This window comes from Nocardioides sp. NPDC000445, assembly GCF_040300245.1.
Taxonomy (GTDB): Bacteria; Actinomycetota; Actinomycetes; order Propionibacteriales; family Nocardioidaceae; genus Nocardioides.
Genome location: NZ_JBEPDH010000004.1, coordinates 1 through 23381, shown reverse-complemented (window position 1 = coordinate 23381; position 23381 = coordinate 1). Strand labels below are relative to the sequence as shown.

Genomic DNA, 23381 nt, shown 5'->3' with positions numbered 1-23381 from the left:
GCGCCGGGTCAGAGCGGAGCCTACGCCGACGAGCCGGGCGAGCAGCACCGCAACAGCCAGGCTGTCGCGGTGAGGAGATCCATCATGCCGAGGCGAGCCCCGCGTCCGGACCGAAGACCTCGTAGTGGATCCGGTCGTCGGTGACACCACGCTGGTGCAGCGCGGCCTGCACGCCGGCCATGAACGGCACCGGTCCGCACAGGTAGATCTCCGCCTCGGCCGGCAGCTCGACACCGTCGAGGTCGATCCGGCCGGCACGGAGCACCTCATCAGCCTCCCGGGCGCCGAGATCCTCGTACCAGCGAAGCTGCGTGGCCCCGCGCAGCGACTCGACGAGCTCGGTGGCCTCGACCCGGTGTGCGTGGTTGGCCAGGGAGCGGTCGGCGTGCAGCACCAGCACATTCCGGTCGGACTCGGTGTGGACCAGATGGTGCAGGAAGCCGATCATCGGGGTGATCCCGATGCCCGCCGAGATCAGCACCAGCGGCGCCTCGTGCTCGGGCAGGGTGAGCTCGCCGAACGGCGCGGAGACCTCGATCTCATCGCCTTCGAAGAGGTTGCCGTGCAGGAAGGTGGAGACCTCGCCCGCAGGTGCGATCGCGTCGCCTTCGCGGTGCCCCCGGATCGCCTTGACGGAGATTCCCCACGCACTGGCCCGCGCCGCTCGGGTGAGGCTGTACTGCCGGATCTGGCGCGCGCCGTCCGGCAGGCGCACGGCGACTGAGACGTACTGGCCGGGACGCGCCGGCGGCAGCGCCGAGCCGTCCGGCGCGGCCAAGACGAAGGAGACCGTGTCCGGCGACTCCTGCACCCGGCTCGTCACGACCAGCCGGCGGAACACCGTCTCGGGCGTGACGCCGGCGGCGGCGTAGAGCTCGTTCTCGATCGCGATCAGGCTCTCGGCCATGTGCCAGTAGACCTCATCCCAGGCAGACGCGATCTCCGGCGTGACCGCCTCGCCGAGCACCTCGACGATCGCGGCGAAGAGGTGCTCGTGGACGATCGGGTACTGCTCCTCGCGGATCCCGAGCGAGGCGTGCTTGTGCGCGATCCGGGCGAGCACCGCCCGCGGGTCGGGGCCGTCCTCGGCCACCAGCAGGGTGGCGTACGCCGCGATGGCGCCGGCGAGGGCACGCTGCTGGTCGCCCTGGGCCTGGTTGCCACGGTTGAACAGGTCGCGCTCCAGCTCCGGGTGGGCGGCGAACATGCGGCGGTAGAAGATCGGGGTGATCTCGCCGATCGCCGCCCCGATGACGGGCAGGGTGGCACGGACGACCTCGGTAGAGGCAGGGGACAACATCACGAGGGACTCCTTCGTCGTCGTGTTGATGTGGGTGGATGGGATCAGTCGCTCGGACCCGAGCCGATCGAAAGCAGTAGGGTGCGCGTCGGCGCCGCGGCGACATCGCCGATGGTGAGGGGGTCGAGGGTCGCGTAGAACGCCTCCTGCGCCTCCCGCAGAGCGCGCCGCAGCCGGCAGTCCGTACGCAGCGGACAGGGCTCGGCTCCGTCGCACTCGACCACCTCGCCGGGGCCCTCGAGCTCGCGGACGATCCAGCCGACGGAGGTATCTCGGGCACTCGCGGCCAGGGACAGCCCGCCCGTCCTCCCCCGCCTGGTCTCGACCACGCCGAGGCGGCCGAGCGCGGTGACGACCTTCGCGGCATGGGTGGGACGTACGTGGAGCTGCTCGGCCAGAGCGACCGTGGTGGAGCTCTCCCCCTCGTCGAGGACGGAGAGCCGCATCACGATCCGCAGGGCCAGATCGGTGAACCGGGTCAGCTGCACATCAGCAGACTACTAATTCGGAATCTGAAATGCCTATTTAAGGGGTCGTGATCTACGCCACAGCGTCAGACTCGGGCCGCTCAGGCCGACGAGTCCGTCCTGGGCCAGCCGACCTCGATGCGGGCGCCGCCGCCATCGGCGTCGGCGATCGTGACCGAGCCGCCGTGGGCGCGGGTGAGGCCGCCGACGATGTAGAGCCCGAGACCCGAGCCACCGCGGGCGCCGTGCTTCCAGAACTTGGTGAACACGCGCTGCCGCAGCTCGACGGGGATGCCCTCGCCACCGTCCTCGACGACCAGCAGGACCTGGTCGGGGTCGTCGGACCGCACACCCAGGCTCACGGTGACGACGCCGTCTCCGTGGCGTACGGCGTTCTCGACGAGGTTGGTGACGACCTGGGTGAACTTGTCCGGATCGGCGTGGATCTCGAGCTCGTCCTCACCGGCGGAGATGTCGAGCTCGATCGGCCGGGAGGTCGCCGAGCGCACCGACTCGACCACCCGGGTGACCAGCACCGTCGCGTCGCTGGCGCGCGGGTAGAGCTGCAGCCGCCCGGTGTCGATCCGGGCCACGTCGAGGAGCTCGGCGATCAGCCGGGAGAGCCGGTCGGAGTCGGAGGCGACCGTCTTGAGCATCAGCTTCTTCTGATCGTCGTTGAGCCGGTCCCACCGGTTCAGGAGCGCCTGGACGAACCCCTTGACCCCGGTCAGCGGCGAGCGCAGCTCGTGGGCGACGGTGGCGACCAGGTCGGACCGCTCCCGGTCCAGGCGCTTGCGGCCCCGGCCCGAGCGCAGCGAGATCGAGACCTGGTCGACGTCGGCGTCCAGGGACGGGCGCCGGATCGTCGAGACGACCAGCACCTCGGTGCCGTCGGGCAGCAGCCAGGCCTGCTCCGGGGTGCCGGTGACGGTCCGCAGGGTGTCGTAGGGCCGGTTGGCCTCGGCCCAGGTCTGCCCTTCGGTGTTGCTCAGCGTGAGTACGTCACCCAGCGGCTTCCCCAGGCTCGAGACCGGGTCCACGCCGAGCATCCGCCCGGCCAGGGCGGAGACCAGGACGACCGCGCCATCCGCGTCGGCGACGACGACACCGTCGGGCAGGGCATCGGCGAGTTCTCGGGCGTCCACGCCGCCACCCTAGACCGACCGGCGGCCCAGGGCCGCTACTCCGGCCGATTGCTCAGCGGCAGCGTGATCGGCGCCGGGTCGCCGGGCGAGAAGTAGATCTTGATGAAGGTGTGCACCGCCTCGGGGAGCAGGTTGGAGACGAGCGGGATGTTGGGGACCGTGCTCTGGTAGGAGGTCACCAGCAGCGGCACAGCGCTCACCCAGACGGGCGCGAGCACCGGGTCGTTGTCGAAGGCGATCATGTCGGCGTACGCATCGCCGATCACGTAGCGCCCCAGCGACTCCAGCTCGTGGCGCAGCAGAGGGTTGCCCTCGCCGATCACGGCGTCGAGCAGCGCCTGGGCGAGCTCGACACCCTCCCGGGTGCCGCCCGTCGCGGGCCCCATGACCTGGTCGTACTGCGCGTACGCCGCGGCCCAGTCCTTCGGCAGATACTGCTCCTGCACGCCGAGGAGATGGAGGTCGACGTTCCAGGCGTGCAGGAAGGCGTCGGCGAGCTCCTTGCTCGGCGCGATGTCCCACTCGGTGAACTTCTTCATCACCCAGGTGCCGAGGCTGTGGAAGGTGACCAGGATGTCGGCCTGGCTGATCGGGATCTCCTGGCCGGCGCCGACGCCTCGCCAGTGCGGGGACTGCGGCAGCAGGTGGCGCACGGCGGCGTGGACCATCCGGGTCTTGACCGAGTCGACCATCAGCCGGCCGGAGGCGGTCCAGCCCTGGGCGTCCATCACGTCGTAGCCGAGCACGGTCGTCTTGGCGATCCGGTCGCGCATGTTCGCGCCGCCGTAGGAGTAGTAGACCGACCACGCCTCGCGCTTGATGGCGCAGCTGATCAGGCCGCTGCCGAGGGTGTAGAGGAGCGCGAGGAAGAAGCCGTACCTCTCCTCGTTGAACGTGCCGGCCAGCCGCAGCTTCCCCTGGTCGGCCCAGGCCGGGAGGCGGCGCGCCTCCTCGATGAAGTCGGCCAGATAGGCCGGCAGCCCGTCGGGAACGGGCTGGTCGTTGGTGGTCCAGCCCTTCAGGATCTCGTTGACCTCGGCGACCTTGTCGATGCCCTCGCCGTAGAGACGCTCGATGACCGGGTCGGCACGTACGTCCCAGACGTACTCGGGATCCAGCCCCTCCCCGGTGCCCGCGATCGAGGCGCTCGGCGACCACGTCCACAGCGGGAAGGTCGCGCCCGCGGCCGCCGCCGCGCCGCCCGAGGCCAACAGTCGTCGTCTGCTCACGTTCGTCATGCCGTGCTCCTTCGGATCGCCCCGCGAGAACCTCCGCATCCCGAGTGAAACAGATTTACCTTTCGTGTATCAGACCCTCTGGGGTATCGGGAGAGGCAGCCGGGCGACCCGGGCAGCGGCTGGCACCGTGGCCAGGAGCAGCGCGGCGATGATCGCAAGAGCCAGGCGTACGTCGATCCCGGCTGCCACACCCAGCAGCGGTGTCGCGAGCAGGACCGGGCCGGTCTGGGCCAGCTGGGTCAGGCTCGAGAACCTTGCCAGCATCTCGGGCGGGGTACGAGCCACGTAGGCAGGGAGGAGGTAGCTGGTCAGCATCACCGTGCCGACACCGACGAGGCCGATCGCGACGACCCCCGCCCACAGCTCCGTACGTACCGCCAGCAGCAGCACTCCCCCGGCCGCCAGCACCGGGCCTGCGACCGCGACGGGTGCGCGCGGCGCGCCGTAGCGGGCAACGGCGAGAGTCATCACCAGTCCCCCGGCCACCCAGGCGCCGGAGACGAGACCCGTCTCGGCAGCCGTCCAGCCACGTTCGCGGCCGGCGAGCGGCAGCGCGAGCATGACCAGCGGGAGCACCGTCGCGGCCAGGCCGGTGATGGCGACCAGCACCGGGACGACTCCGGGCGTGCGCACCGCCGTCCTCGCACCGTCGGCCAGGCTGCGCCAGACCGAGCCTTCGCCAGGCTCGGGAGCCGGCTCGTGCGGCGGGCGGACCAGGAGGAGCGCGACGAGGACGATCGCGTAGGTGGCCGCGTCCAGGCCTGCGGTCAGCGGCAGGCCCCCGTGGCCGATCAGGAAGCCGCCGGCCGCGGGTCCCGCGGTGCGGGCGATCTGGTGCGCCGAGCCGACCAGCGCCATCCGCCGGTCGAGGTCCTCTGCCCCGAACAGCCGCGGAAAGACGCCCTCAGCGGGTCGCCGTAGGGCCTGGATGGTACCCGAGAGGGCACCGACCGCGACCAGCATCCACAGTCCCGCACCATCGATCGCGCCGACCGCGAACGCGGCCATGACCAACACCATCGCGGCATCGCAGGCGGCCATCGTCCGCCGGATCCCGATCCGGTCGGCCAGCACTCCCCCGGCGAGCACCAGCACCGCGAGCGGGATACCTTCGATGGTCAGCACCAGGCTGGCCGCGTCGGCGCCGAAGCCGGCCGCCGCCCAGCCGAGCGCGAAGAAGGTCACCGAGTCGCCGAAGACAGATGCGGTCGACGCCGCCAGCCAGGGGCGGAACCCCCGGCCCTGGGTCACTCCCACGGACTCAGCCTGCGGAGTCGTGTCGCACGGGCATGACCAGCGCGGTGAAACCGGGCTGGTAGGGCGAGGTCACGACCACCGGCCGGTCCGGCGCGGTCACCGCCAGCTGGATCTCGTCCCCCAGACACGCCGCCAGGGCGCGGCCGAACAGGGCCGTGCCGAGCCGGAGCCGGCTCGGCGGGCCGGTCACCACGCCGCGTACGTCGCTCTGCTCGGCGGTGTGCGGCGAACGGAGCCGCGTCGGGTCACCGAGGAAGAGGTCGACCTCGGCGTACGCGGCCGCGTCGAGACCCGCGAGCAAGTCGGCCTTGGCGAGCACCGCGCGGGAGACGGGCGGCTCCAGGCCGGCCAGCACGAGCCGGTGCGCCGGGTAGGTGGTGTCGCGGCCCAGCTCCTGCCCGGCGAGGGTCAGGGTGCCGTCGGCGATACGCAGCTCGGCGCCGGCGATCGCGTCCAGCCGGTCGGCCAGTGCGGCCGCGTCCGGCAGGGACAGGACCGCCCTGCCGCCGTCGCCCTCGGCGGCCGCCGGAAGCTCCCGCACCGCCATCCAGTAGCGGTTGGTCGCCACCACGTCCACGCCGTTGCCCCCGACGTCGATCAGGACGGAGGCGAGCTCGGAGGCCGGATCGGACTCCGCCGCGTGCCGCACCTGCCGGATCGCCGCGGCCAGCACGGGACCGGGCAGCTCGACGAGCGCCGGCCTCGCGGCAGGCCCGGCGTCGACGGCGGCCAGCACGCCGCGTACGGCCTCCTCGGCTCGCGCCGTGCGCGCGCTCTGGTCCTCGAGGAACTCCGCCAGCGCGGCCCTGGCCTCGCCGGCCGGCGAGTCGAGCACCACCCGCATCGTCTCGATCGGCACCCCGGCCTCCCGCATGCCCACGATCAGCCGGGCCCGGTCGGCGAGCTCGGGCGTGTAGTAGCGGTAGCCCGTCCCGGAGTCGACCTCCGCCGGCACCAGCAGACCGCACTCGTCGTAATGCCGCAGCGCGCTCGCGGTCAGGCCTACCGCCCGCGCGAACGCCCCGATCGTCAACAGTGGCTCGTCCATGCCGCAACCATCGTCCTTCACGCGAGTTGAAGGTCAAGCCGAGTGGTGGGCCTTCGCGCTGGCGTAGAGGCAGAGGGCGGCGGCAGTGGAGAGGTTGAGCGACTCGGCCTTGCCGAAGATCGGGATGCTCACGATCTCGTCGGCCTCGGCGGCGAGCTCGGGCGGAAGGCCCCAGGCCTCGTTGCCCATCAGCCAGGCGGTGGGCCGGGCGAGCAGCGCGTCAGCGCTGAAGAGGTCGGCGGTGCCGTGCATGTCGGCGGCCAGGACGGTCAGGCCGGCGGCCTTGGCGGCCTTGACCGCGACCAGCGGGTCCCGCTCGATCGCGATCGGGAGGTGGAAGGCGGAGCCGACCGAGGCCCGGATGGTCTTGGGGTTGTAGAGGTCGACTGAGTCGCCGGCCAGGATGACCCCGGACGCACCGGCCGCGTCCGCACAGCGGATGACCGTGCCGGCGTTGCCGGGATCGCGTACGTCGGCACAGATCACCACGAGCGGACCCGCGATGTCGCCGAGCGCGACGTCGAGGAACCGGCACAGCGCCACCACCCCGGCGGGAGTCACCGAGTCGGAGAGGCCGGCCATCGCTCGGTCCTCGACCAGCGTGACCGCTTGGTCGGCCAGCACCGAGGCGTACGTCTCGGCTCCGGCTTCGGTCGCGAAGATCTCCTGCACGCAGCCAGGAACCCCGAGCGCGCCCTCGACGGCCTTCGGACCGTCGGCCAGGAAGACCCGCCGCTCCGAGCGCACCGCACGTCGCGCGAGCTTGCGGATCTCCTTGAGGCGGGCGTTCCCCGCGGACAGCTTCACGTTCTCCCCCGACTCATTCACTGACGAAGACTCCCACGTCGCAACAGAGAACGACGCCCCCAGCCCGGCACAGCGGCCGGTGGGGGCGTCGTTTCAAACGCAAGCTCAGGCGTTCGCCGGGGCGTTGACGTCCTCCGGCAGAGCGGCCTTGGCCTGGGCGACGATCGCGTTGAACGCGGCCACGTCGTTGACGGCGAGCTCGGCGAGGATCTTGCGGTCGACCTCGATGCCGGCCAGGTTGAGACCCTGGATGAAGCGGTTGTAGGTCATGCCCTCGGCACGCGCCGCGGCGTTGATCCGCTGGATCCACAGCTTGCGGAAGTTGCCCTTGTTCTTGCGGCGGTCGTTGTAGGAGTAGACCAGCGAGTGGGTGACCTGCTCCTTCGCCTTGCGGTAGAGGCGCGAGCGCTGGCCCCGGTAACCGGAGGCCCGCTCGAGGGTGGTGCGACGCTTCTTCGCAGCGTTCACTGCGCGCTTGACGCGTGCCATTTCAGTGCTCCTTGAATGCTAGGGAAAGTTTCGGGTGATCGCTCAGCGACCGAGCAGCTTCTTCGCGCGCTTCACGTCGGCGGGGGCGAGCTCCACCAGACCGGCGTTGCGACGGTGCTTCTTGCGCGAGCCGGTCGTCGGCGCGGAGGCGAACGCAGCGCCGGACTTACGGCCGGCCTGCAAGCGCTGGATCTTCCCGGAACCGGTCACCTTGAAGCGCTTCTTGGAACCGGAGTGGGTCTTGTTCTTCGGCATAGTTCTTCCTTCTCTCGTCGTCCGGCCGGTCACGGGGCGCCGCGGCGGCGGAAGTCAGTGGATCGACCGGTCAGAGGTCGATGTCGGGGTCGAGGTTCTCCGAGCGCCGCTTCGGCTTCGGGGTGGAGGCCGGACGGGCAGCATTCGCGGCCGTACGCTCCGCCTTCTCGGCGGCCTCGTCGGCAGCGCGCTCGGCTGCCTTCTCCTCCTTGGCCTCCTTGGCCTCGACCTTGGCGTCGGCCTTCTTCTTGTGGGGGCCGAGCACCATGATCATGTTGCGGCCGTCCTGCTTCGGCGAGGACTCGACGAAGCCCAGCTCCTGGACGTCGTCGGCCAGCTGCTGCAGCAGGCGGAAGCCGAGCTCGGGACGGTGCTGCTCACGACCGCGGAACATGATCGTGATCTTCACCTTGTCCCCAGCGTTGAGGAACCGCACGACGTGACCCTTCTTGGTCTCGTAGTCGTGCTTGTCGATCTTCGGACGAAGCTTCATCTCCTTGATGATCACGTTCGTCTGGTTTCGACGGGCTTCACGGGCCTTCTGGGCGTTCTCGTACTTGAACTTCCCGTAGTCCATGAGCTTGCAGACCGGCGGCTTGCCCTGCGGGGCGATCTCGACCAGGTCGAGGTCGGCCTCCTGGGCCAGGCGCAGCGCGTCAGGGGTCGGCACGATGCCGACCGTCTCTCCGTTGGGACCAACGAGGCGGACCTCGGGAACCCGGATCCGGTCGTTGATACGAAGCTCAGTGCTGATGTGTCCTCCAGTTGTTGTGGCTGCGGAGGCTCTGGATCTCGGCTTCCGGGCCGCGTGCACGGGCGGTCCGGAAATCAAAAAAGGCTCCCGCTGGATTGTTACAAGCGGAAGCCAGTCATGACGCTCACCCCACGATCGGGCTCGCACCACCGAATCCATGGCCTCTGAAATTCTGGGGCACTGTCTTCGGGACCGGACCCGACGACCTGTGTTGCTGGGCGGTCGATGCGGGTGGGAGAACGCTGTCGTGATCTCCGCTTGTTGGATCAAACCGACGGCGTACGTCGGCTGATCGGTCAACACGGAACACTACTGCAACATTCCCTGCGGCACCCAATCCTCAGGGACGTGCCCGATCCTCAGGGCCGCACCCAGGCCGTACGCGGCCCGACGGTCGCCAGCTGCCAGCCCTCTGCCACCTTCTGCAGGTCGTCGCCCTCGATCGCGAACGGAACCGGGCCGGCGAGATCGAGCACGAGCGCGTCGGCGCCGTCATGGACGGCTGCCTGAGCCGCATCACGTAGCGAGACCGGAACCGGGCGGGCGTCGGCCTGCCACGCCTGCAGCGGCGCGGTGCCGGTGAACCCGAGCAGTGCCTGCCGCCCGTCTGCGCCGGTGAGCAGCACGGTGGCCATGTCGGAGGTCTTGTCGTGGGCCAGACCGGCTTCGTCGACCTCGACCTCCCCGAGCACCGCGACGACCGGGACGAGCACCCGGGCAGCGGCGAGGGTGGTGAGCACATCGGCGTGCGTGGCCTGGCCCGCGGCGTACGACCTCATCACGGTCGCGACCTCCGGGCTGGTCTCGCCGGTGTCGCCGGGAAATGCCGTGCCGAGGAGTCGTTTGTCGTTCATCGCCTCCCCATTCAACAACAGAGCGACATCAGGGCCGATATCGGGGACAGTCCGGGTGTCAGACGACCACGACGGTGGAAGACTGCAGGTATGGACCAAGGCGCCTACCTCGCACTAGCCGCCGCGCTCACCGTTCTGGGCGCGATCTGGACCTGGGTCGCGTTCCGACGGCGCGGCCTCGGAGCCGGCGTGAGGGCTGCCGGGTGGACCCTGCTCGCCCCGGCGGCCTACCTGACCGGGCTGCTGCGCGCCGGCGGCCGGATCGTCGACGCGGTCGCCGACTGGGCCGCACGCCTGGCCTTCAGCCCGACCGTCTGGATCGGGTTCGGCATCGCCGCCCTCGCGATCGTGCTGATCTTCGTCGCCCGCCTTCTTCCCACCAAGGAGAAGCCGAGCCGCGCAGCCCGGAAGGGCGCTGCCGGTGCCGCGCCCGCCGGCTCGGCAGGCCCGGCCTCGGTCGCGGCGCCGAAGACGGCGAAGGGTCCGGTGGTCGATGACGATGACGACGACATGGCCGACGTCAACGACATCTTGAAGAAGTACGGCATCTCCTGAGTTGACCGACTCCCCAACCGTTGATCTCCTGACGATCGCGATGAGCCGTCCCGCCACCCTCGGGCCTGGACGGCTGATCTGCGTCGACGGCCCCGCCGGCTCCGGGAAGACGACGCTCGCTACCGCCCTGGCCGAGATGACGCAGGCCCCTGTGGTCCACATGGACGACCTGTACGCCGGCTGGGACGGCCTCGCCGACGGCATCGCCCAGCTCGAGACGATCCTGCTCCCCCTCATCGAGGGAGCCCCCGGCTCCTACCGCCGCTACGACTGGCACGCGGGCGAGTTCGCCGAGACCGTGCTGGTCCCGCCGAGCCCGCTGCTCGTCATCGAGGGCGTCGGCAGCGGCGCCGCCGCGTACGACGGCTTCCGCACCGCCCTCGCCTGGGTCGACGCGCCCGAGGACGATCGCAAGCGACGCGGCATCGACCGCGACGGCGACACCTTCGCACCCCACTGGAACGCCTGGGCAGCGGCCGAGACCGAGCACTTCGCCCGCGACCTGACCGCCGCCCGCGCCGACATCATCGTGACCACGTGATCCCGGAACGGGTCAGGAGATCAGCTCGTCCAAACGGCTGTAGGCCCGCGCGTCGCCCTGGAGGACCTCCGAACGCCGCCCGTCGACCGAGACCGGTACGTCACCCGCGACCGTGACCCGGCGCATCTCGCGCGGGTGGTGGTCGAAGTCGGCGACCGCGTAGTGCTGGGTGGCGCGGTTGTCCCACATCGCCACGTCGCCGGGCTGCCAGGCCCAGCGGATGGTGTTCTCGAGCTTGGTGACCCGGTCCTGGAGCAGGTTGAACAGGTGGATCGACTCGGTGGAGGTGAGCCCGTCGAACTCCTTGACGAAGCTGCCCAGGACCAGCGTCCGCTCCCCCGTCTCGGGGTGGACGCGGACGACCGGGTGCCGGGTCTCGAAGTGGACCGAGGCGAAGTCGTCGCGGGAGTAGTTGGCGTCGGGCTGCTCGTGCTCCTCGTCGCGCTGGGCGTAGTCGTAGGAGTTGGTGTGCACCGCCCACAGCGCGTCGGCCAATGCCTTCAGCGGCGCCGGGAGCCGGTCGTAGGCGGCCGCGGTGTTCGCCCAGATCGTGGTGCCACCGTAGGGCGGCAGGGTGACCGCGCGGAGCACCGAGATCGCCGGGACCCGGTCGACGAAGGTGACGTCGGTGTGCCACGCGTTGGCCGCCATCCCGGCGTTGGCGGTGACCCGCAGCACCCGCCCGGAGCCGGTGTTGACAGTCGGGTGCGCGGTCGTCAGCTCGCCGAACCGCGCCGCGAACGCGCTCTGCGCCTCGTCGGTGAGCCCCTCCTGGCCACGGAAGAAGAGCACCTTGTGGCGCAGCAGGGCGTTGCGTACGTCCTGGATCTGGGTGTCGTCGGCCTCGGCCAGGTGAAGGCCCTCGATGACGGCGCCGATCCGAGCGCCGGCGCGGCGGATCCGCACGCCCGAGGGCGTCTCGACGACGTCCGCGGGACGATGCAGCTCGGTGATGGTCACAGTCGTTCTCCTCCGATCAGGGATTTCGGGTCAGGCGGGAGTGAGCTCGGGCTCGGGGGGCGTGGCGTGGGCACCGCGACCGCGGCCGAGCTTCGGCCACCAGGACGGCACCAGGCCACGCTGGCCACCGAGCGCGGCCGAGACGCGGTCGAGGTAGATCGCGATGACGACGACGGCCAGCCCGCCTTCGATCGAGGCGCCGATCTGCAGCCCCTGGACCGCGTTGACGACGACGCCACCGAGGCCGGAGCCGCCGACCAGTCCGGCCACGACGACCATCGAGAGGGCCAGCATGATGACCTGGTTGACGCCGGTCATGATCGAGTCCTTGGCCAGCGGGAGCTGGACCTCGCGCAGGATCTCCCAGCGGCCCGCGCCGAAGGCGGTGGCCGCCTCGACGGTCTCGGGGTCGACCTGGTTGATGCCGAGCTGGGTGAGCCGGACCGCCGGCGGCAGCGCGAAGACGATGGTGGCGACCAGGCCGGGTGCGTCGCCGACGCCGAAGAAGAGGATCGTCGGCAGCAGGTAGACGAAGACCGGGAGCGTCTGCATCAGGTCGAGGACCGGCCGTAGCGCTGCCCGCAGCGGTGGCGAGAAGGCAGACCAGATGCCCAGCGGGATGCCGATCACCAGTGCGACGAGCGTCGCCACGAGCACCGAGGTGGTGGTCTGCATCGTCTCGTACCACAGGTCCATCGACTCGATCAGGAGCAGTCCTGCGGTCAGCACCAGGGTCAGCACGACCTGGCGGGTCACCAGGAGCGCGATCACCGCGAGCACGATGATCATCGCGACCGGCGGCAGGCCGCCGAGCACGTTGTAGACCATCCGGAGCAGGAAGTTGAGCGCCTCCTTGATGCCGTCGAAGAACGGCCCGAGGTTGTCGGTGAGGAAGGTGATGACGTCCTCACCGATGTCGCCGATGTGAAGGTCAGGCATGGGCCACCTCCGCAGCCTCGTCGGTGTCGTTCACGGTGTCGTTCACGGTGGAGAGCGCCGAGAGGATCGCGCCCCGCGGCACCACGCCGCGCAGCCTGCCGTCCTCGTCGAGGACGGTGACGGGCACGACCTGGCGACCCGCCAGATGCATGAAGTCGCCGATCACGTCGCCCTCCTTGACCTGGTGGTAGTCCTCCCCCAGCGCACCGTGGACGCTCTTGGCGCCGCGGCGGGTCAGGCTCACCAGCCGGTCGTCGGTCACGACGCCCAGCAGCCTGTCGTCCGCGCCGGTCACGAACGCACCGGTGACCTCGTTCTCCCCCAGCCTGCGCAGCGCGTCGTGAGGCGTGATGTCCTCGGGGAGTACGAGACGGGCCGGCCGGATCAGGTCACCGGCGCTGAGCACCCGTGCCCGGTCGACGTCGGAGACGAACTCGCTGACGTAGTCGTCGGCAGGGTGCGCCACGATCTCGGGCCCGGGAGCGAGCTGGACGACCCGGCCCTCGCGCATCACCATCACCCGGTCGCCGATCCGCATCGCCTCGTTGAGGTCGTGGGTGACGAAGACCGTGGTGCGCTGGTCCTGGGCCTGGAGCTCGACCAGCAGATCCTGCATGTCGCGCCGGATCAGCGGGTCCAGCGCCGAGAACGGCTCGTCCATCAGCAGAATCGGCGGGTCCACGGCCAGCGCGCGGGCCAGACCGACCCGCTGCCGCATGCCGCCGGAGAGCTCGTGCGGGAGCTTGTCGCCGCGCCCGCCCAGGCCGACCCGGTCCAGGGCGGCGTCGGCCCTCTCGAGCCGCTCCTGCTTCGTGATGCCGCGTACCTTCAGGCCGTACGCCGCGTTCTCCCGCACCGTCCGGTGCGGGAAGAGCGAGAAGTGCTGGAAGACCATCCCGATGCCGTTGTTGCGGAGCTCGCGCAGCCGCTGGTCGGAGACCTGGGTGATGTCCTCGCCGTCGATCAGGAGCTCGCCGGCGCTGGGCTCGTTGAGCCGGTTGATCATCCGCAGCACGGTCGACTTGCCCGAGCCGGACAGGCCCATGACGACGAACATCTCGCCCTTGGCGATCTCGAAGTCGATCTCGTGGGCGCCGAGGTAGCCGCCCGCGGCGGCCGCCGCAGCACGCGGGTCCTCGGCGGCCAGTGCCTTCTCGGCCTGCCTCCTGCCGAGGCCGTAGACCTTGCTCAGGCCACGCCCGACGATCGCGGGCTCGGCTGTCTCGTCGGCTTGGAACGTCGTCTCGCTCATCAGATCTCCGCCTTCTCTCCGTCGGCGTCCTCGACCCCGTCGAGGAACTCGGCGACTCTGTCGGGGTTGTCGTCGATCCACGCCTCGGCGATGTCGGCGAGCTCCTTCCCGGACTTGTCGTGGTCGTAGTAGAACTGCCCGGCCTCGTCGGTGGTGAAGGTCAGGTTGGAGAGGAACTCGGCGATCTCCGGGTTGTCGTCCTCGAACCCCTTGCGGGTGACCGTGCGGATCTCACCGGCGCCTCCCCACACCTTGTCGGGGTCCTCGAGGAAGGCGGCGTCGAACTGCACGGTCATCCAGTGCGGGCTCCAGCCGAGGAACACGATCGGCTGGCCGGCCTTCTGCGACTTCTCGACCTGGGCGAGCATCGCCGGGGTGCCGCTGGCGACGAGCTTCCAGTCCCCCAGGCCGTACGCGTCCTCATCGATCGCCTTCTGGATCGTCTCGTTACCCGGCGAGCCGGCCTCGATGCCGTAGATCTTCTTCCCGAACCTCGCGGCGTTGGCGTCGAGGTCGGCGAGCGACTCGATCCCGAGCTCGTCGGCCACGTCGCCGGGGATCGCCGGGGCGTACTCGGTGCCCTTCACGATCGTGGAGAGCACCTCGACGTCGCCGGAGTCGATGGGGTCGCCGAAGCTGGGCTCCTGGGAGGGCCACCAGTTGCCGAGGTAGGCGTCGATCTGGCCCGAGGAGACCGCGGTCGCCGCGTTCTCGACGGACAGGTTCTTCTTGATGCTCGCGTCGTAGCCGAGCTTCTGGAGGATCTGGACGGCGATCTCGTTCTCGACCTGCAGGTCGACCCACGGCTGCTCGGCGAGGACCACCGAGTTCTCGGCTCCACCGGAGTCGCTCTGGGCGAAGCCGTCACGCTCGCTCGCGGTCGTGCAGGCGGTCAGGGTGCCGGCTGTCGCCGCGATGGCGAGGGCGGCCACAGCAAGGCGTTGGGGGCGGCGCATGCTTGCTCCATCCAATCGGTTCATATATGTCTAACACACTAGACATTCGACTCCCGGGTATTCCAGCACGCCCGCGCGGTGAGCAAGACCAAGATCGAGATGCTGCGATAGAGCGTCTCTATAGGTGAGTCACTGGTCGGTGAGATCCTGAGCGAGCGCGACGAACTGATCGACCAGCGCGTCGCCGCGTTCCTCCAGCCACACCAGAGACACGCTCACCCGCGTCACCGGAGTCAGCGGCACGACCTTCGCCCCGGCTCGCGACGCCGCACCGGCCATGCCCTCGGTCAGCATCGCGACCCCGGCCCGCGCCAGCACCAGCGGGATGATCGAGGCGACGTGGGCCGTCTCGATGGCGACCTCGGTGGGCAGACCCGCGGCCTCGAGGCGGGCATCGAGGAACGTGCGCAGCGCCGTGCCGGCCGGTGTCGCGATCAGGCCGACCTCGGCGAGCTCCTCGATCCGGATCTCCTCCGGCGCCTCGCCCGACGGCGGCAGGACCGCCACCAGTTCGTGCTCGGCAAGGCGGTGCGAGCCGAAGGGGCCGTGCGGCGTCGCGCCGTCGATGAGCCCCACGTCGGCCTCGCCCTTGCGCACCTGGTCCAGGACGTCGGAGCGGTGCTGCGGGTCGGTGACGACCACCTGCGCTCCGGGCTGGATCCGGCGGAACTCGGCCAGCACCGGCACCAGCGGCTCGACCGCCCAGACCGTGCTGGAGGTGATCCGCAGCCGCCCGAACCCCTCGTCGGAGACCGACCGGACCGCACCCGCGGCGAGCTCGAAGCCACGTACGACGCGACGGGCCGGCCCCAGCAGCGCCGAGCCCGCCGGCGTGAGCCGCACTCCTCTGCCATGACGCTCGAAGAGCGGACCGCCCAGCTCCCGCTCGAGCCCCCGCACGGCGTACGACAACGACGGCTGGGCGACGTGCAGCCGCGCCGCGGCGCTGGTGAAGCTGCCCGCCTCGGCGATCGCAAGGAAGAACTCCAGCTGTCGTCGTTCCATGGCCCGAGGCTAACCCCGACCAGCCACCGGGGCGGCGCGGCCACCTCGATAGCCTGTGCGCGTGCTGAGACCGAGTGGAGAGCAGTTCACGATCGACGGCGGGGGCTACTCCGCCACGGTGACGGAGAGTGGCGGCGCGCTGCGGCTGCTGTCCTACGAGGGGCGGGACCTGATCGCCGGGTTCGGCGACGAGGAGCAGTCCAGCGGCGGGAAGGGTCAGCTGCTGGCGCCGTGGCCCAACCGGATCCGCGACGGCCGCTACGAGTTCGGCGGGAAGACGTACCAGCTCGGGCTCACCGAGGTCGCGCGCAACAACGCCTCCCACGGGCTGGTGCGGTGGTCGCAGTGGCTGCCCATCGAGGAGGCCAAGAGCTCGATCACCCTGGCCACCCGGTTGATGGCGCAGAGCGGCTATCCGTGGACGCTCGACCTCGAGGTGACGTACGCCATCGGGGCCGACGGGCTCACCGTGACCCAGTCGGCGACCAACCATGCCGGCTCCCCCGCGCCCTACGCCGCCGGCGCACACCCCTATCTCACCGTCGGCGCCGGTCCGGTCGACGAGTGGACGCTCACCCTTCCGGCGCGGACGCGACTGCTCTCCGACCCCGAGCGCAAGCTGCCCACCGGGAGCGAGGCGACGGCAGGGACGGCCTACGACTTCACCTCCGCCAAGCCCATCGGCGGCGTCGTCCTCGACCACGCCTTCACCGATCTCGACCGTGGCGAGGACGGGCGGGCGACGGTCACGATCCAGGGCCCCGACGGCGGTGTCGCGCTCTGGGTCGATGAGCACCACCCGTGGCTGATGGTCTACAGCGCCGACGACCAGGCACCCGCACGCGGCGGCCTCGCCGTCGAGCCGATGACCGCTCCCCCGGACGCCTTCAACTCCGGCACCGACCTGATCTCACTCGCCCCCGGCGAGCGCCTCGAGATCACCTGGGGCATCACCGCGATCTGATCGTCACGGCCTAACGGTCGCACTCCAGCAACGACAGGTCGACCGCCTCGGCCATCGCCGCATAGCCGGCGTCGCCGGGGTGGAGATGATCCCCGGAGTCGTACGCCGGCAGGAACCGCGCCGGTCGGTCGGGGTCACGCGTGGCCGCGTCGAAGTCGACGATGCCGTCGAACTCGCCGGAGGTCCGGATCCACTCGTTGACCGCGACCCGCACGCGATCGCGTGCGGGGGTGTAGCGGCTGCCGCCCTCGTACGGGGTGAGGGTGGCGCCGACGACGCACACGTCCTCGGCGTGCGCCTGCGCGATCAGGTCGCGGTAGGCCGCGGTCAGGTCGGAGGCCTCGTCGGCGTCGTCCCAGCGGATGTCGTTGATCCCCTCCAGCAGCACGACCGTGGAGACGCCGGGCTGGTCCAGGACGTCTCGCCGGAAGCGGTCCAGACCGCGCTGGCCACCGGTGCTGTCGACGAGCACGCGGTTGGCAGAGATGCCTTCGTTCATCATCGCGAACCGGTCGGCGTAGGTGCTCCCCGCCACCCGGTCTGCCAGCACGTCCGGGTAGCGCCGGTTGGCTCCGACCGTTGAGCCGTTGCCGTCGGTGATCGAGTCGCCGAAGAGCACCACGGTCTTGACCCGGCGCGGCTTCTCGATGACGACGCTCTCGACCCAGTACCAGCTCGAGATCTCCGTCGTGAATGCCGCACCCGACTCCTCGCCGGCCACGTCCGCGCCCGCCGTCCCGGAGACGTAGGAGGTCTGCGTGGCCACGTCGTGCCCGGTGATCGGGCCGCTCTCGCCGACGACGTGGAAGCTCACCGCGAGGGTCCTATCGGCCGGCACCGTCGCATCGACCGGGTCGCTGAGCACCTCGGCGCCGGGGGCGACGGTGACCTGATCGGCGCCGTCGAAGGTCAGCGGCCGGTTCGTGCCGCGCACCAGCGCGGCTCCATCCCCGGCCAGACCGAGGTGTGCCGAGGTGAAGGTCACCGGACGGTCGCCGAACACGTTGGACAGGGTGATGCGTACGCCGGAGCCACCCAGCGAGGTGTGCACCAGGTTGCGCACCGACCGGTCCGCCAGGCCGGCGGCGCCGGTCTGGCCGCCCACCTCGTCGGCCGAGGCACCCCAGGTGGCGACCGGGTGCACCGGCGCGGCCTGGGCCGGCACGGTCGAGACCAGGGCGAGGACGGCCGCCAGCGCCGCGAAAGCACGAGTCCATGACGTCACGCAGACACGTTAAGTCGCCGCGGGCACCACGATCAGCGGTTCGGGCGAGTCTTCCCCGAAGCGTAGTAAGTGGTTCGCCGGAGGGTTGCTGCTAGGACAGCTCTTCGGCCAGCGTGCGCAGTGTGCGTACGGCCTTCTTCGACGCGCCCCCGTCGGATGCCTGGATGCCGAGGACGGAGATGTTGTGCCCCGAGGCCAGGTCGATGTTGGGCCAGGGAGCGCCACGCGGGAAGTTGATCGCGAGGACCTCGGCCCACTCCAGGTCGCGGCGCTTGAAGCCGTTGACCACGGTCAGGCCGTCGGCACGGGCGACGACCCGCGATCGGGTCAGCGCATACACGCAGGCCACGATCCCGAGACCCACGGCTCCGAAGGTGAGCCGTTCGAACATGGTGACCTGTGCCTTGATCTCGGGCGTGAACCCGACCCAGACCATCGTGCACATGACCGCCAGGGCGGCCACGAGGAACCAGCCCATGAAGCGCGCTCCGAGCGGGCGCCAGGTGTGCGGCAGCTTCACCGGCAGCTTGGGGCCAGCAGGCTCAGATCCGGCGGGCTCAGATCCGGCAGGCATTGATCTCCGTCAGCAGGATCGCGCGGGCACCCACGGCGTACAGGTCGTCCATCAGCTTCTGCGAACCGGCACGCGGCACCATCGCACGGACGGCGACCCAGCCCTCGCGGTGCAGCGGGCTGACCGTCGGCCCCTCGAGGCCGGGCGTCATCGCGGAGGCCTCGGAGAGGTCCTCGGCGCGGATGTCGTAGTCCATCATCACGTAGCTGCGCGCGATCAGGACGCCGTCCAGACGGCGCTTGAACGTCTCGTACGCCTCCGGCAGCTGCGCGCCCGACCGGGTGATCACGACGGCCTCGGAGCGCATGATCGGGTCGCCGAAGATCTCCAGGCCGGCCTGTCGCATCGTGGAGCCGGTCTCGACCACGTCGGCGATCGCGTCGGCGACACCGAGCTGGATCGAGGTCTCGACGGCGCCGTCGAGCCGGGTGACGCTCGCGTCGATCCCCTCGCGCTCCAGGAAGGCGGAGACGACGCCGACGTAGGAGGTCGCGATCCGCTTGCCGCGCAGCTCCTCGATCGAGGTGAAGGCGCCGGCGCGGCCGGCGAAGTGGAACCGGCTGCGGCCGAAGCCGAGCCCGATGACCTCGTCGGCCTTGGCGCCGGAGTCGAGGAGCAGGTCGCGGCCGGTGATGCCGATGTCGAGGGTGCCCTCGCCGACGTAGAGCGCGATGTCGCGCGGGCGCAGGTAGAAGAACTCGACGCCGTTCTCGTCGTCGATGAGGGTCAGGCGCTTGGAGTCCTCGCGCTGGCGGTAGCCGGCCTCGCGCAGGAGCTCGGAGGCGGAGCTGGACAGCGAGCCCTTGTTGGGGACGGCGATCCGGAGAGGCTTGTCATCGGTTGTCATGAGGTTCCCCTACAGGTGTGAGTAGACGTCGTCGATCGAGATTCCGCTGGCGAGCATGAGCACCTGGGCGTGGTAGAGCAGCTGGGAGATCTCCTCCGCGGTCGCTTCCTTGCCCTCGTACTCGGCCGCCATCCAGGACTCGGCGGCCTCCTCGACCAGCTTCTTCCCGATCGCATGGACCCCGGCGTCGAGCTGTGCCACGGTGCCGGATCCTTCAGGTCGGGTCCGGGCCTTCTCACTCAGCTCGGCCCAGAGCTCGTCGAACGTCTTCACGAGCGTCAAGCCTAGGCCGTACGCGACCCGGCCCCCGAATCGTCTCACCGACTCGATAGCAGTCCTGCTATGGACAGCCATAGCAGTTCTGCGATACCTTCGATTTCATGAGCACCGACGACGAGGACACCGCGTTCTACGTCGGGATCGCCGCGCAGGTCACCGAGCACCGGGTCGCGCGGGGCCTGTCCCAGCGCGAGCTCGCCGAGCTCTGCGGCACGACCCAGTCGGCGATCGCTCGGCTGGAGTCCGGGTCCCGCCCACCCAAGATCGACACCCTCCTCCGGGTGGCAGCCGCCCTCGACTGCCGCCTCGAGGTCGGCTTCCACCCCCGCACCCGAGCCCACAGGAGCACGCCATGAAGACCCCTATTGCCGCCGACGAGGTCGAGTCGACCCGCAGCGAGCGGTTCCTGGCGGTCGCGCTGACCGCCTTCCTGCTCGTCGGCACCGTCTGGTTCTACGTCAAGGTCGCCGGCTGGTGGCCGCTCTACATGGACTGGGACCAGTGCAACAACGGCCAGACGGCGTGCGAGATCCCCGGCCACGAGGCGATCCAGATCGGGATCCGCCTCGGCTTCATCATCCTGCTCTGCCTGGTCGGGTTCTGGGTCCTCTACCGGCTGCGCCGGAGCGGCTCCCGCTTCCTCCCGCTCGGCTTCGCGCTCGCCGCGACCGGGGTGATCATGGCCCTGGTCTTCGCCTTCCACTACACCTTCGAGTACGCCGACTTCGGCCCGCTCATCCTGTCGCTGTTCGGCGCCGCGGCCACCGTCGGCGTGTTCGTCGCCGTCCAGCGGCTCCTGGCCAAGCGGATTCCGGCCATGCGCGTACGCAAGGGCGACTGCCCCTACTGCGGCTACCCGGTCCGCGGCAAGCACTGCGAGGGCTGCGGCCGCGAGACCATCGCCCCGTGCGCGACCTGCGAGGCCGACCGCCGGGTCGGCTCGCTCCACTGCGTGGCCTGCGGCGCCGACTGACCCTCCACCTCAGGGTGAGGGTTAGACCGGTCGTACGGTCGCGCGGTGCAACTTCATGAACTCGACATAGCCGGGCGCGTTGAGCTCCAGGATCACCGCCGGGTTCGAGTCGGGCTCGATCGTGCCGCGGATCTTCGCGGGCACGCCCATCACCAGGCTGTGGTCGGGCACCTCGGTGCCCTCGACGACCATCGCGCCGGCGGCGATCAGGCAGCCGTCGCCGATGACGACCGAGTCGGAGACCACTGCCCCGTTGCCGATCAGCGACCCGGTCCCGATCCGGTCGCCGTGCACCACGCAGCCGTGCGCGATGGTGCTGTGCGCGCCCATCTCGAGGGAGGAGCCAGGCCGTACGTGCAGCACCGAGTTGTCCTGCACGTTGGAGCCCTCGCCGATGATGATCGGCCCGACGTCGGCACGCAGCACCGCGCCGTACCAGACGCTGGCGTTCGGACCGAGGCGTACGTCACCGATCAGCGTCGCTGTCGGCGCCACCCAGGCGTCGGGATGGATCTGCGGACTCTTGCCGTCGAATTCGAAGATGTTCATCAGGGCAGAGCCTAGGGGTGCGCGCCGTCGGGGCTGACGTGGAGGACCACACTGGTCAGCCGCGGCAGTGCCTCCAGGAGATGCTCCTCGGCGTGGTGGGCGATGTCGTGCCCAGCAGAGACGGGCAACTCGGCTGACACGGTGATGTCGCCGTCGGCATGGAGGGTGTGCCCGATCCACCGCAGCCTCAGACTGCGGACCGCGAGCACGCCGTCCACCGTGCCGACCGCTTCCCGCGCCCTCCGTACGTCGTCTGGGGTGACCGCGTCCATCAACCGAGCACCGACCTGCTTGAGCGCCGAGCGCAGCACACCGAGGATCGCGACAGCGATCAGCAGCCCGATCACCGGGTCGGCCCACGGCATCCCGACCGCGACCCCGGCAGCACCGAGGACCACGGCCAGCGAGGTGAACCCATCGGTGCGCGCATGGAGCCCGTCGGCGACCAGAGCCGCCGAGCCGATCTGGCGGCCCACCCGGATCCGGTAGCGCGCGACGATCTCGTTGCCACAGAACCCGACCACTCCCGCCGCAGCGACCGCCCAGACATGCTCGACCTCACGCGGATGGAACAGCCGGTCGATCGCCTCCCAACCCGCCAGGATGCTGGAGAGCGCGATCATGGCGACGACGAAGAGCCCGGCGAGATCCTCAGCCCGGCCGTACCCATAGGTGAACCGATCGTTGGCCGGACGCCGAGCGAGCCAGAACGCCACGAGCAACGGCACCGCCGTCAGCGCGTCCGCGACGTTGTGGAGCGTGTCCCCCAGCAGCGCCACCGACCCGGTCAGGGTCACCACGACCGCCTGCAGCCCCGCCGTCAGCGCGAGCACACCGAGGCTGATCCACAGCGCCCGTCGCCCACGTACGTCGGCCTCCAGCGCCTCGTCGACCTGGTCCGCGGCATCGTGGGAGTGGGCCCCGAAGACGTCCGAGACCGCATGCTTGACGCGCGCCCACCGCCCAACGTGCCCATGGCTGTGCTCATGATCGTGGCCGTGATCATGGCCGTGACTGTGTCCGGCGCGGGCATGGTCGCGTGGGTGATCGTGCAACGTATGGGTCATGCCGGCTCCTCCCCCGACGACCGATGGTGCGCAGGGACCTGGTCCAGGAGATGCTCCACGTGGCCGATCGTGTCGAGGACGAGCTGGCGCACATGCCCGTTCTCGACCCGGTAGAGCACCGAGGTCCCCTCCTTCCGCGTCGTCACCAGCCGAGCCATCCGCATCTTCGCCAGATGCTGTGACACCCCCGGCACCGGCTTCTCCAACATCGAGGCAAGCTCGGAGACCGACCGTTCCTCATCCAGCAACAGGCCCGCCACCTGCAGACGCGTCGGGTCAGCCAGCATCCGCAGCACCTCGACGGCAAGAGTGACGACGTCGTCCCCCCACACCGGAGGTTGCGTATTTGCATGCATGCGCAAATTATAGCGCGACGACGGACCCTGCGATCGAGTCGGCGCATCTGTCCCGGATCACGCCGCCGAGGTCAGCCGGGACAACGAGCGTCGCGATGCTGCCGACCACGGGTGAGCGAGCGCCGAAGACCAGTCCTCGACGTCGAACTCCCCCGCAGTCGCTAGGCGGCGGCATTGCCCGCATCCCCTGCATTCGGACGCGGCCATGTCCACGTCGAAGGCGCTCTTGACCAGATCGGCGCAGAGGGCCGCATTGCTTGGGTGGTACGGCGTTCCGAGAGTGAGACAGACGCGCCGACTCAGCATCCCAGGCAGAGGCAGAAGCGCCGACTCGATCGCGTGGCACGGGGCAGACGCGCCGACTCGATCGCACGACTCGATTGCACGACGCGGGCCAGACACGCCCACTCGATCGCACGACGCGGGCCAGACACGCCCACTCGATCGCACGACCCGGGCCAGACACGCCCACTCGATCGCACGACCCGGGCCAGACACGCCCACTCGACCGCGCGGCGCGGGGCAGACACGCCGACTCGGCATGTCACGGGGGTCGTCCGCGCGGTTGGGGTTGTGGATTGTTGTGACCCGTCGGTCTATGTGCGTCTGGTGAAGCGGATGTCGCCGTTGGTGAACCGCCCCGGGATGTCCGGAGACTTCATTAGTTGGAGGATGAAGTCATGGCACGTCCGAGTAAGTACCCCCGGGAGCTGCGTGAGCGCGCG

28 protein-coding genes are annotated in these 23381 nt (G+C 70.1%); 5 read left to right on the top strand and 23 right to left on the bottom strand.

All coding sequences use genetic code 11. The features are described 5' to 3' along the window. Positions 1-82: 82 nt before the first annotated feature. From ABT304_RS06550 to ABT304_RS06500, 11 genes are all read right to left on the bottom strand, one after another. Positions 83-1300, bottom strand: coding sequence for a globin domain-containing protein (locus ABT304_RS06550; protein WP_350713865.1), 1218 nt, complete (start codon positions 1298-1300; stop codon positions 83-85). Between the two features lie 44 nt (positions 1301-1344). Beyond that, a complete protein-coding gene (locus ABT304_RS06545; RefSeq protein ID WP_350713864.1) occupies positions 1345-1788 on the bottom strand; it encodes an RrF2 family transcriptional regulator in 444 nt (147 codons plus the stop codon). Between the two features lie 80 nt (positions 1789-1868). Continuing rightward, positions 1869-2912 carry a sensor histidine kinase gene (locus tag ABT304_RS06540; RefSeq protein WP_350713863.1) on the bottom strand — a complete coding sequence of 348 codons (1044 nt, stop codon included), beginning with the start codon at positions 2910-2912 and terminating at the stop codon, positions 1869-1871. Positions 2913-2947: 35 nt separating this feature from the next. Continuing rightward, positions 2948-4150, bottom strand: coding sequence for an oxygenase MpaB family protein (locus ABT304_RS06535; protein WP_350713862.1), 1203 nt, complete (start codon positions 4148-4150; stop codon positions 2948-2950). A gap of 69 nt (positions 4151-4219) precedes the next feature. Beyond that, entirely contained in the window at positions 4220-5407 is a 1188-nt protein-coding gene (locus ABT304_RS06530) for an MFS transporter (protein WP_350713861.1), read from the bottom strand. Positions 5408-5411: 4 nt separating this feature from the next. Next, on the bottom strand, positions 5412-6455 hold the full coding sequence (locus ABT304_RS06525) for a MerR family transcriptional regulator (RefSeq protein ID WP_350713860.1): 1044 nt from the start codon (positions 6453-6455) through the stop codon (positions 5412-5414). Positions 6456-6488: 33 nt separating this feature from the next. Beyond that, positions 6489-7283 carry a TrmH family RNA methyltransferase gene (locus ABT304_RS06520; RefSeq protein ID WP_350713859.1) on the bottom strand — a complete coding sequence of 265 codons (795 nt, stop codon included), beginning with the start codon at positions 7281-7283 and terminating at the stop codon, positions 6489-6491. Between the two features lie 84 nt (positions 7284-7367). Beyond that, positions 7368-7751 carry a 50S ribosomal protein L20 gene (gene rplT / locus ABT304_RS06515; RefSeq protein ID WP_160023841.1) on the bottom strand — a complete coding sequence of 128 codons (384 nt, stop codon included), beginning with the start codon at positions 7749-7751 and terminating at the stop codon, positions 7368-7370. 42 nt (positions 7752-7793) lie between these two features. Continuing rightward, positions 7794-8006: a large ribosomal subunit protein bL35 gene (locus ABT304_RS06510; RefSeq protein ID WP_008359371.1), complete on the bottom strand. Its 213-nt coding sequence runs from the start codon at positions 8004-8006 to the stop codon at positions 7794-7796. Positions 8007-8076: 70 nt separating this feature from the next. Beyond that, complete coding sequence (gene infC, locus ABT304_RS06505) at positions 8077-8820, bottom strand: translation initiation factor IF-3 (protein ID WP_350713858.1); 744 nt, start codon at positions 8818-8820, stop codon at positions 8077-8079. A gap of 299 nt (positions 8821-9119) precedes the next feature. After that, positions 9120-9614 (bottom strand): SseB family protein, encoded by a 495-nt coding sequence (locus ABT304_RS06500; protein ID WP_160023843.1) that lies wholly within the window; start codon positions 9612-9614, stop codon positions 9120-9122. Positions 9615-9704: 90 nt separating this feature from the next. Between ABT304_RS06500 and ABT304_RS06495 the strand changes: the two genes are divergently transcribed. Then, positions 9705-10169, top strand: coding sequence for a hypothetical protein (locus ABT304_RS06495; protein WP_350713857.1), 465 nt, complete (start codon positions 9705-9707; stop codon positions 10167-10169). A 40-nt stretch (positions 10170-10209) separates the two neighbouring features. Next, positions 10210-10710 carry a nucleoside/nucleotide kinase family protein gene (locus ABT304_RS06490; RefSeq protein ID WP_350713856.1) on the top strand — a complete coding sequence of 167 codons (501 nt, stop codon included), beginning with the start codon at positions 10210-10212 and terminating at the stop codon, positions 10708-10710. Between the two features lie 12 nt (positions 10711-10722). On the opposite strand, the gene ABT304_RS06485 is transcribed toward ABT304_RS06490, so the two are convergent. The 5 genes from ABT304_RS06485 to ABT304_RS06465 all read right to left on the bottom strand — a co-directional run bounded on the left by ABT304_RS06485 (position 10723) and on the right by ABT304_RS06465 (position 15822). Beyond that, entirely contained in the window at positions 10723-11670 is a 948-nt protein-coding gene (locus ABT304_RS06485; protein ID WP_350713855.1) for a TauD/TfdA dioxygenase family protein, read from the bottom strand. 30 nt (positions 11671-11700) lie between these two features. Then, on the bottom strand, positions 11701-12609 hold the full coding sequence (locus ABT304_RS06480; protein WP_350713854.1) for an ABC transporter permease: 909 nt from the start codon (positions 12607-12609) through the stop codon (positions 11701-11703). Continuing rightward, entirely contained in the window at positions 12602-13861 is a 1260-nt protein-coding gene (locus ABT304_RS06475; protein ID WP_350713853.1) for a quaternary amine ABC transporter ATP-binding protein, read from the bottom strand. Before ABT304_RS06475 ends, ABT304_RS06480 begins: the two co-directional genes overlap by 8 nt. Beyond that, positions 13861-14817 (bottom strand): ABC transporter substrate-binding protein, encoded by a 957-nt coding sequence (locus tag ABT304_RS06470; RefSeq protein WP_350713852.1) that lies wholly within the window; start codon positions 14815-14817, stop codon positions 13861-13863. Before ABT304_RS06470 ends, ABT304_RS06475 begins: the two co-directional genes overlap by 1 nt. A gap of 129 nt (positions 14818-14946) precedes the next feature. After that, positions 14947-15822: a LysR family transcriptional regulator gene (locus ABT304_RS06465; RefSeq protein ID WP_350713851.1), complete on the bottom strand. Its 876-nt coding sequence runs from the start codon at positions 15820-15822 to the stop codon at positions 14947-14949. A gap of 61 nt (positions 15823-15883) precedes the next feature. Between ABT304_RS06465 and ABT304_RS06460 the strand changes: the two genes are divergently transcribed. Beyond that, positions 15884-16786 (top strand): aldose 1-epimerase family protein, encoded by a 903-nt coding sequence (locus ABT304_RS06460; protein WP_350713850.1) that lies wholly within the window; start codon positions 15884-15886, stop codon positions 16784-16786. A gap of 10 nt (positions 16787-16796) precedes the next feature. Here ABT304_RS06460 and ABT304_RS06455 read toward each other — a convergent pair whose 3' ends face one another. The 4 genes from ABT304_RS06455 to ABT304_RS06440 form a co-directional block, all read right to left on the bottom strand. Further along, the gene (locus ABT304_RS06455) at positions 16797-18011 is read right to left on the bottom strand and encodes an SGNH/GDSL hydrolase family protein (protein WP_350713849.1); all 1215 of its coding nucleotides are present in this window, start codon (positions 18009-18011) and stop codon (positions 16797-16799) included. Positions 18012-18102: 91 nt separating this feature from the next. Then, positions 18103-18585, bottom strand: coding sequence for a PH domain-containing protein (locus ABT304_RS06450; RefSeq protein ID WP_350713848.1), 483 nt, complete (start codon positions 18583-18585; stop codon positions 18103-18105). Next, positions 18569-19432: an ATP phosphoribosyltransferase gene (gene hisG, locus ABT304_RS06445; protein WP_350713847.1), complete on the bottom strand. Its 864-nt coding sequence runs from the start codon at positions 19430-19432 to the stop codon at positions 18569-18571. The genes ABT304_RS06450 and hisG overlap by 17 nt, the downstream gene beginning before the upstream one ends. Positions 19433-19441: 9 nt before the next feature. Continuing rightward, a complete protein-coding gene (locus ABT304_RS06440) occupies positions 19442-19705 on the bottom strand; it encodes a phosphoribosyl-ATP diphosphatase (RefSeq protein WP_008359350.1) in 264 nt (87 codons plus the stop codon). Between the two features lie 107 nt (positions 19706-19812). Between ABT304_RS06440 and ABT304_RS06435 the strand changes: the two genes are divergently transcribed. Next, complete coding sequence (locus ABT304_RS06435; RefSeq protein ID WP_160023855.1) at positions 19813-20067, top strand: helix-turn-helix domain-containing protein; 255 nt, start codon at positions 19813-19815, stop codon at positions 20065-20067. Further along, the gene (locus ABT304_RS06430) at positions 20064-20684 is read left to right on the top strand and encodes a hypothetical protein (RefSeq protein WP_350713846.1); all 621 of its coding nucleotides are present in this window, start codon (positions 20064-20066) and stop codon (positions 20682-20684) included. Before ABT304_RS06435 ends, ABT304_RS06430 begins: the two co-directional genes overlap by 4 nt. A gap of 21 nt (positions 20685-20705) precedes the next feature. Here the strand turns inward: ABT304_RS06430 and ABT304_RS06425 are convergent, their stop codons facing one another. Genes ABT304_RS06425 through ABT304_RS06415 form a run of 3 tightly spaced genes read right to left on the bottom strand, consistent with a single transcriptional unit; the run spans position 20706 to position 22656 of the window. Beyond that, positions 20706-21233 carry a gamma carbonic anhydrase family protein gene (locus ABT304_RS06425; RefSeq protein ID WP_350713845.1) on the bottom strand — a complete coding sequence of 176 codons (528 nt, stop codon included), beginning with the start codon at positions 21231-21233 and terminating at the stop codon, positions 20706-20708. 11 nt (positions 21234-21244) lie between these two features. Continuing rightward, a complete protein-coding gene (locus ABT304_RS06420) occupies positions 21245-22300 on the bottom strand; it encodes a cation diffusion facilitator family transporter (protein WP_350713844.1) in 1056 nt (351 codons plus the stop codon). Further along, complete coding sequence (locus tag ABT304_RS06415; RefSeq protein WP_350713843.1) at positions 22297-22656, bottom strand: ArsR/SmtB family transcription factor; 360 nt, start codon at positions 22654-22656, stop codon at positions 22297-22299. Before ABT304_RS06415 ends, ABT304_RS06420 begins: the two co-directional genes overlap by 4 nt. Between the last annotated feature and the right edge of the window lie 725 nt (positions 22657-23381).

Coding starts and splice junctions, on each gene's coding strand:
- ABT304_RS06495 (WP_350713857.1), top strand. CDS start 9,705: ATGGACCAAGGCGCCTACCTCGCACTAGCCGCCGCGCTCACCGTTCTG.
- ABT304_RS06500 (WP_160023843.1), bottom strand. CDS start 9,614: ATGAACGACAAACGACTCCTCGGCACGGCATTTCCCGGCGACACCGGC.
- ABT304_RS06550 (WP_350713865.1), bottom strand. CDS start 1,300: ATGTTGTCCCCTGCCTCTACCGAGGTCGTCCGTGCCACCCTGCCCGTC.
- ABT304_RS06480 (WP_350713854.1), bottom strand. CDS start 12,609: ATGCCTGACCTTCACATCGGCGACATCGGTGAGGACGTCATCACCTTC.
- ABT304_RS06425 (WP_350713845.1), bottom strand. CDS start 21,233: ATGAACATCTTCGAATTCGACGGCAAGAGTCCGCAGATCCATCCCGAC.
- ABT304_RS06470 (WP_350713852.1), bottom strand. CDS start 14,817: ATGCGCCGCCCCCAACGCCTTGCTGTGGCCGCCCTCGCCATCGCGGCG.
- rplT (WP_160023841.1), bottom strand. CDS start 7,751: ATGGCACGCGTCAAGCGCGCAGTGAACGCTGCGAAGAAGCGTCGCACC.
- ABT304_RS06430 (WP_350713846.1), top strand. CDS start 20,064: ATGAAGACCCCTATTGCCGCCGACGAGGTCGAGTCGACCCGCAGCGAG.
- hisG (WP_350713847.1), bottom strand. CDS start 19,432: ATGACAACCGATGACAAGCCTCTCCGGATCGCCGTCCCCAACAAGGGC.
- ABT304_RS06475 (WP_350713853.1), bottom strand. CDS start 13,861: ATGAGCGAGACGACGTTCCAAGCCGACGAGACAGCCGAGCCCGCGATC.
- ABT304_RS06420 (WP_350713844.1), bottom strand. CDS start 22,300: ATGACCCATACGTTGCACGATCACCCACGCGACCATGCCCGCGCCGGA.
- ABT304_RS06450 (WP_350713848.1), bottom strand. CDS start 18,585: ATGCCTGCCGGATCTGAGCCCGCCGGATCTGAGCCTGCTGGCCCCAAG.
- ABT304_RS06525 (WP_350713860.1), bottom strand. CDS start 6,455: ATGGACGAGCCACTGTTGACGATCGGGGCGTTCGCGCGGGCGGTAGGC.
- ABT304_RS06535 (WP_350713862.1), bottom strand. CDS start 4,150: ATGACGAACGTGAGCAGACGACGACTGTTGGCCTCGGGCGGCGCGGCG.
- ABT304_RS06490 (WP_350713856.1), top strand. CDS start 10,210: ATGAGCCGTCCCGCCACCCTCGGGCCTGGACGGCTGATCTGCGTCGAC.
- ABT304_RS06465 (WP_350713851.1), bottom strand. CDS start 15,822: ATGGAACGACGACAGCTGGAGTTCTTCCTTGCGATCGCCGAGGCGGGC.
- ABT304_RS06435 (WP_160023855.1), top strand. CDS start 19,813: ATGAGCACCGACGACGAGGACACCGCGTTCTACGTCGGGATCGCCGCG.
- ABT304_RS06415 (WP_350713843.1), bottom strand. CDS start 22,656: ATGCATGCAAATACGCAACCTCCGGTGTGGGGGGACGACGTCGTCACT.
- ABT304_RS06510 (WP_008359371.1), bottom strand. CDS start 8,006: ATGCCGAAGAACAAGACCCACTCCGGTTCCAAGAAGCGCTTCAAGGTG.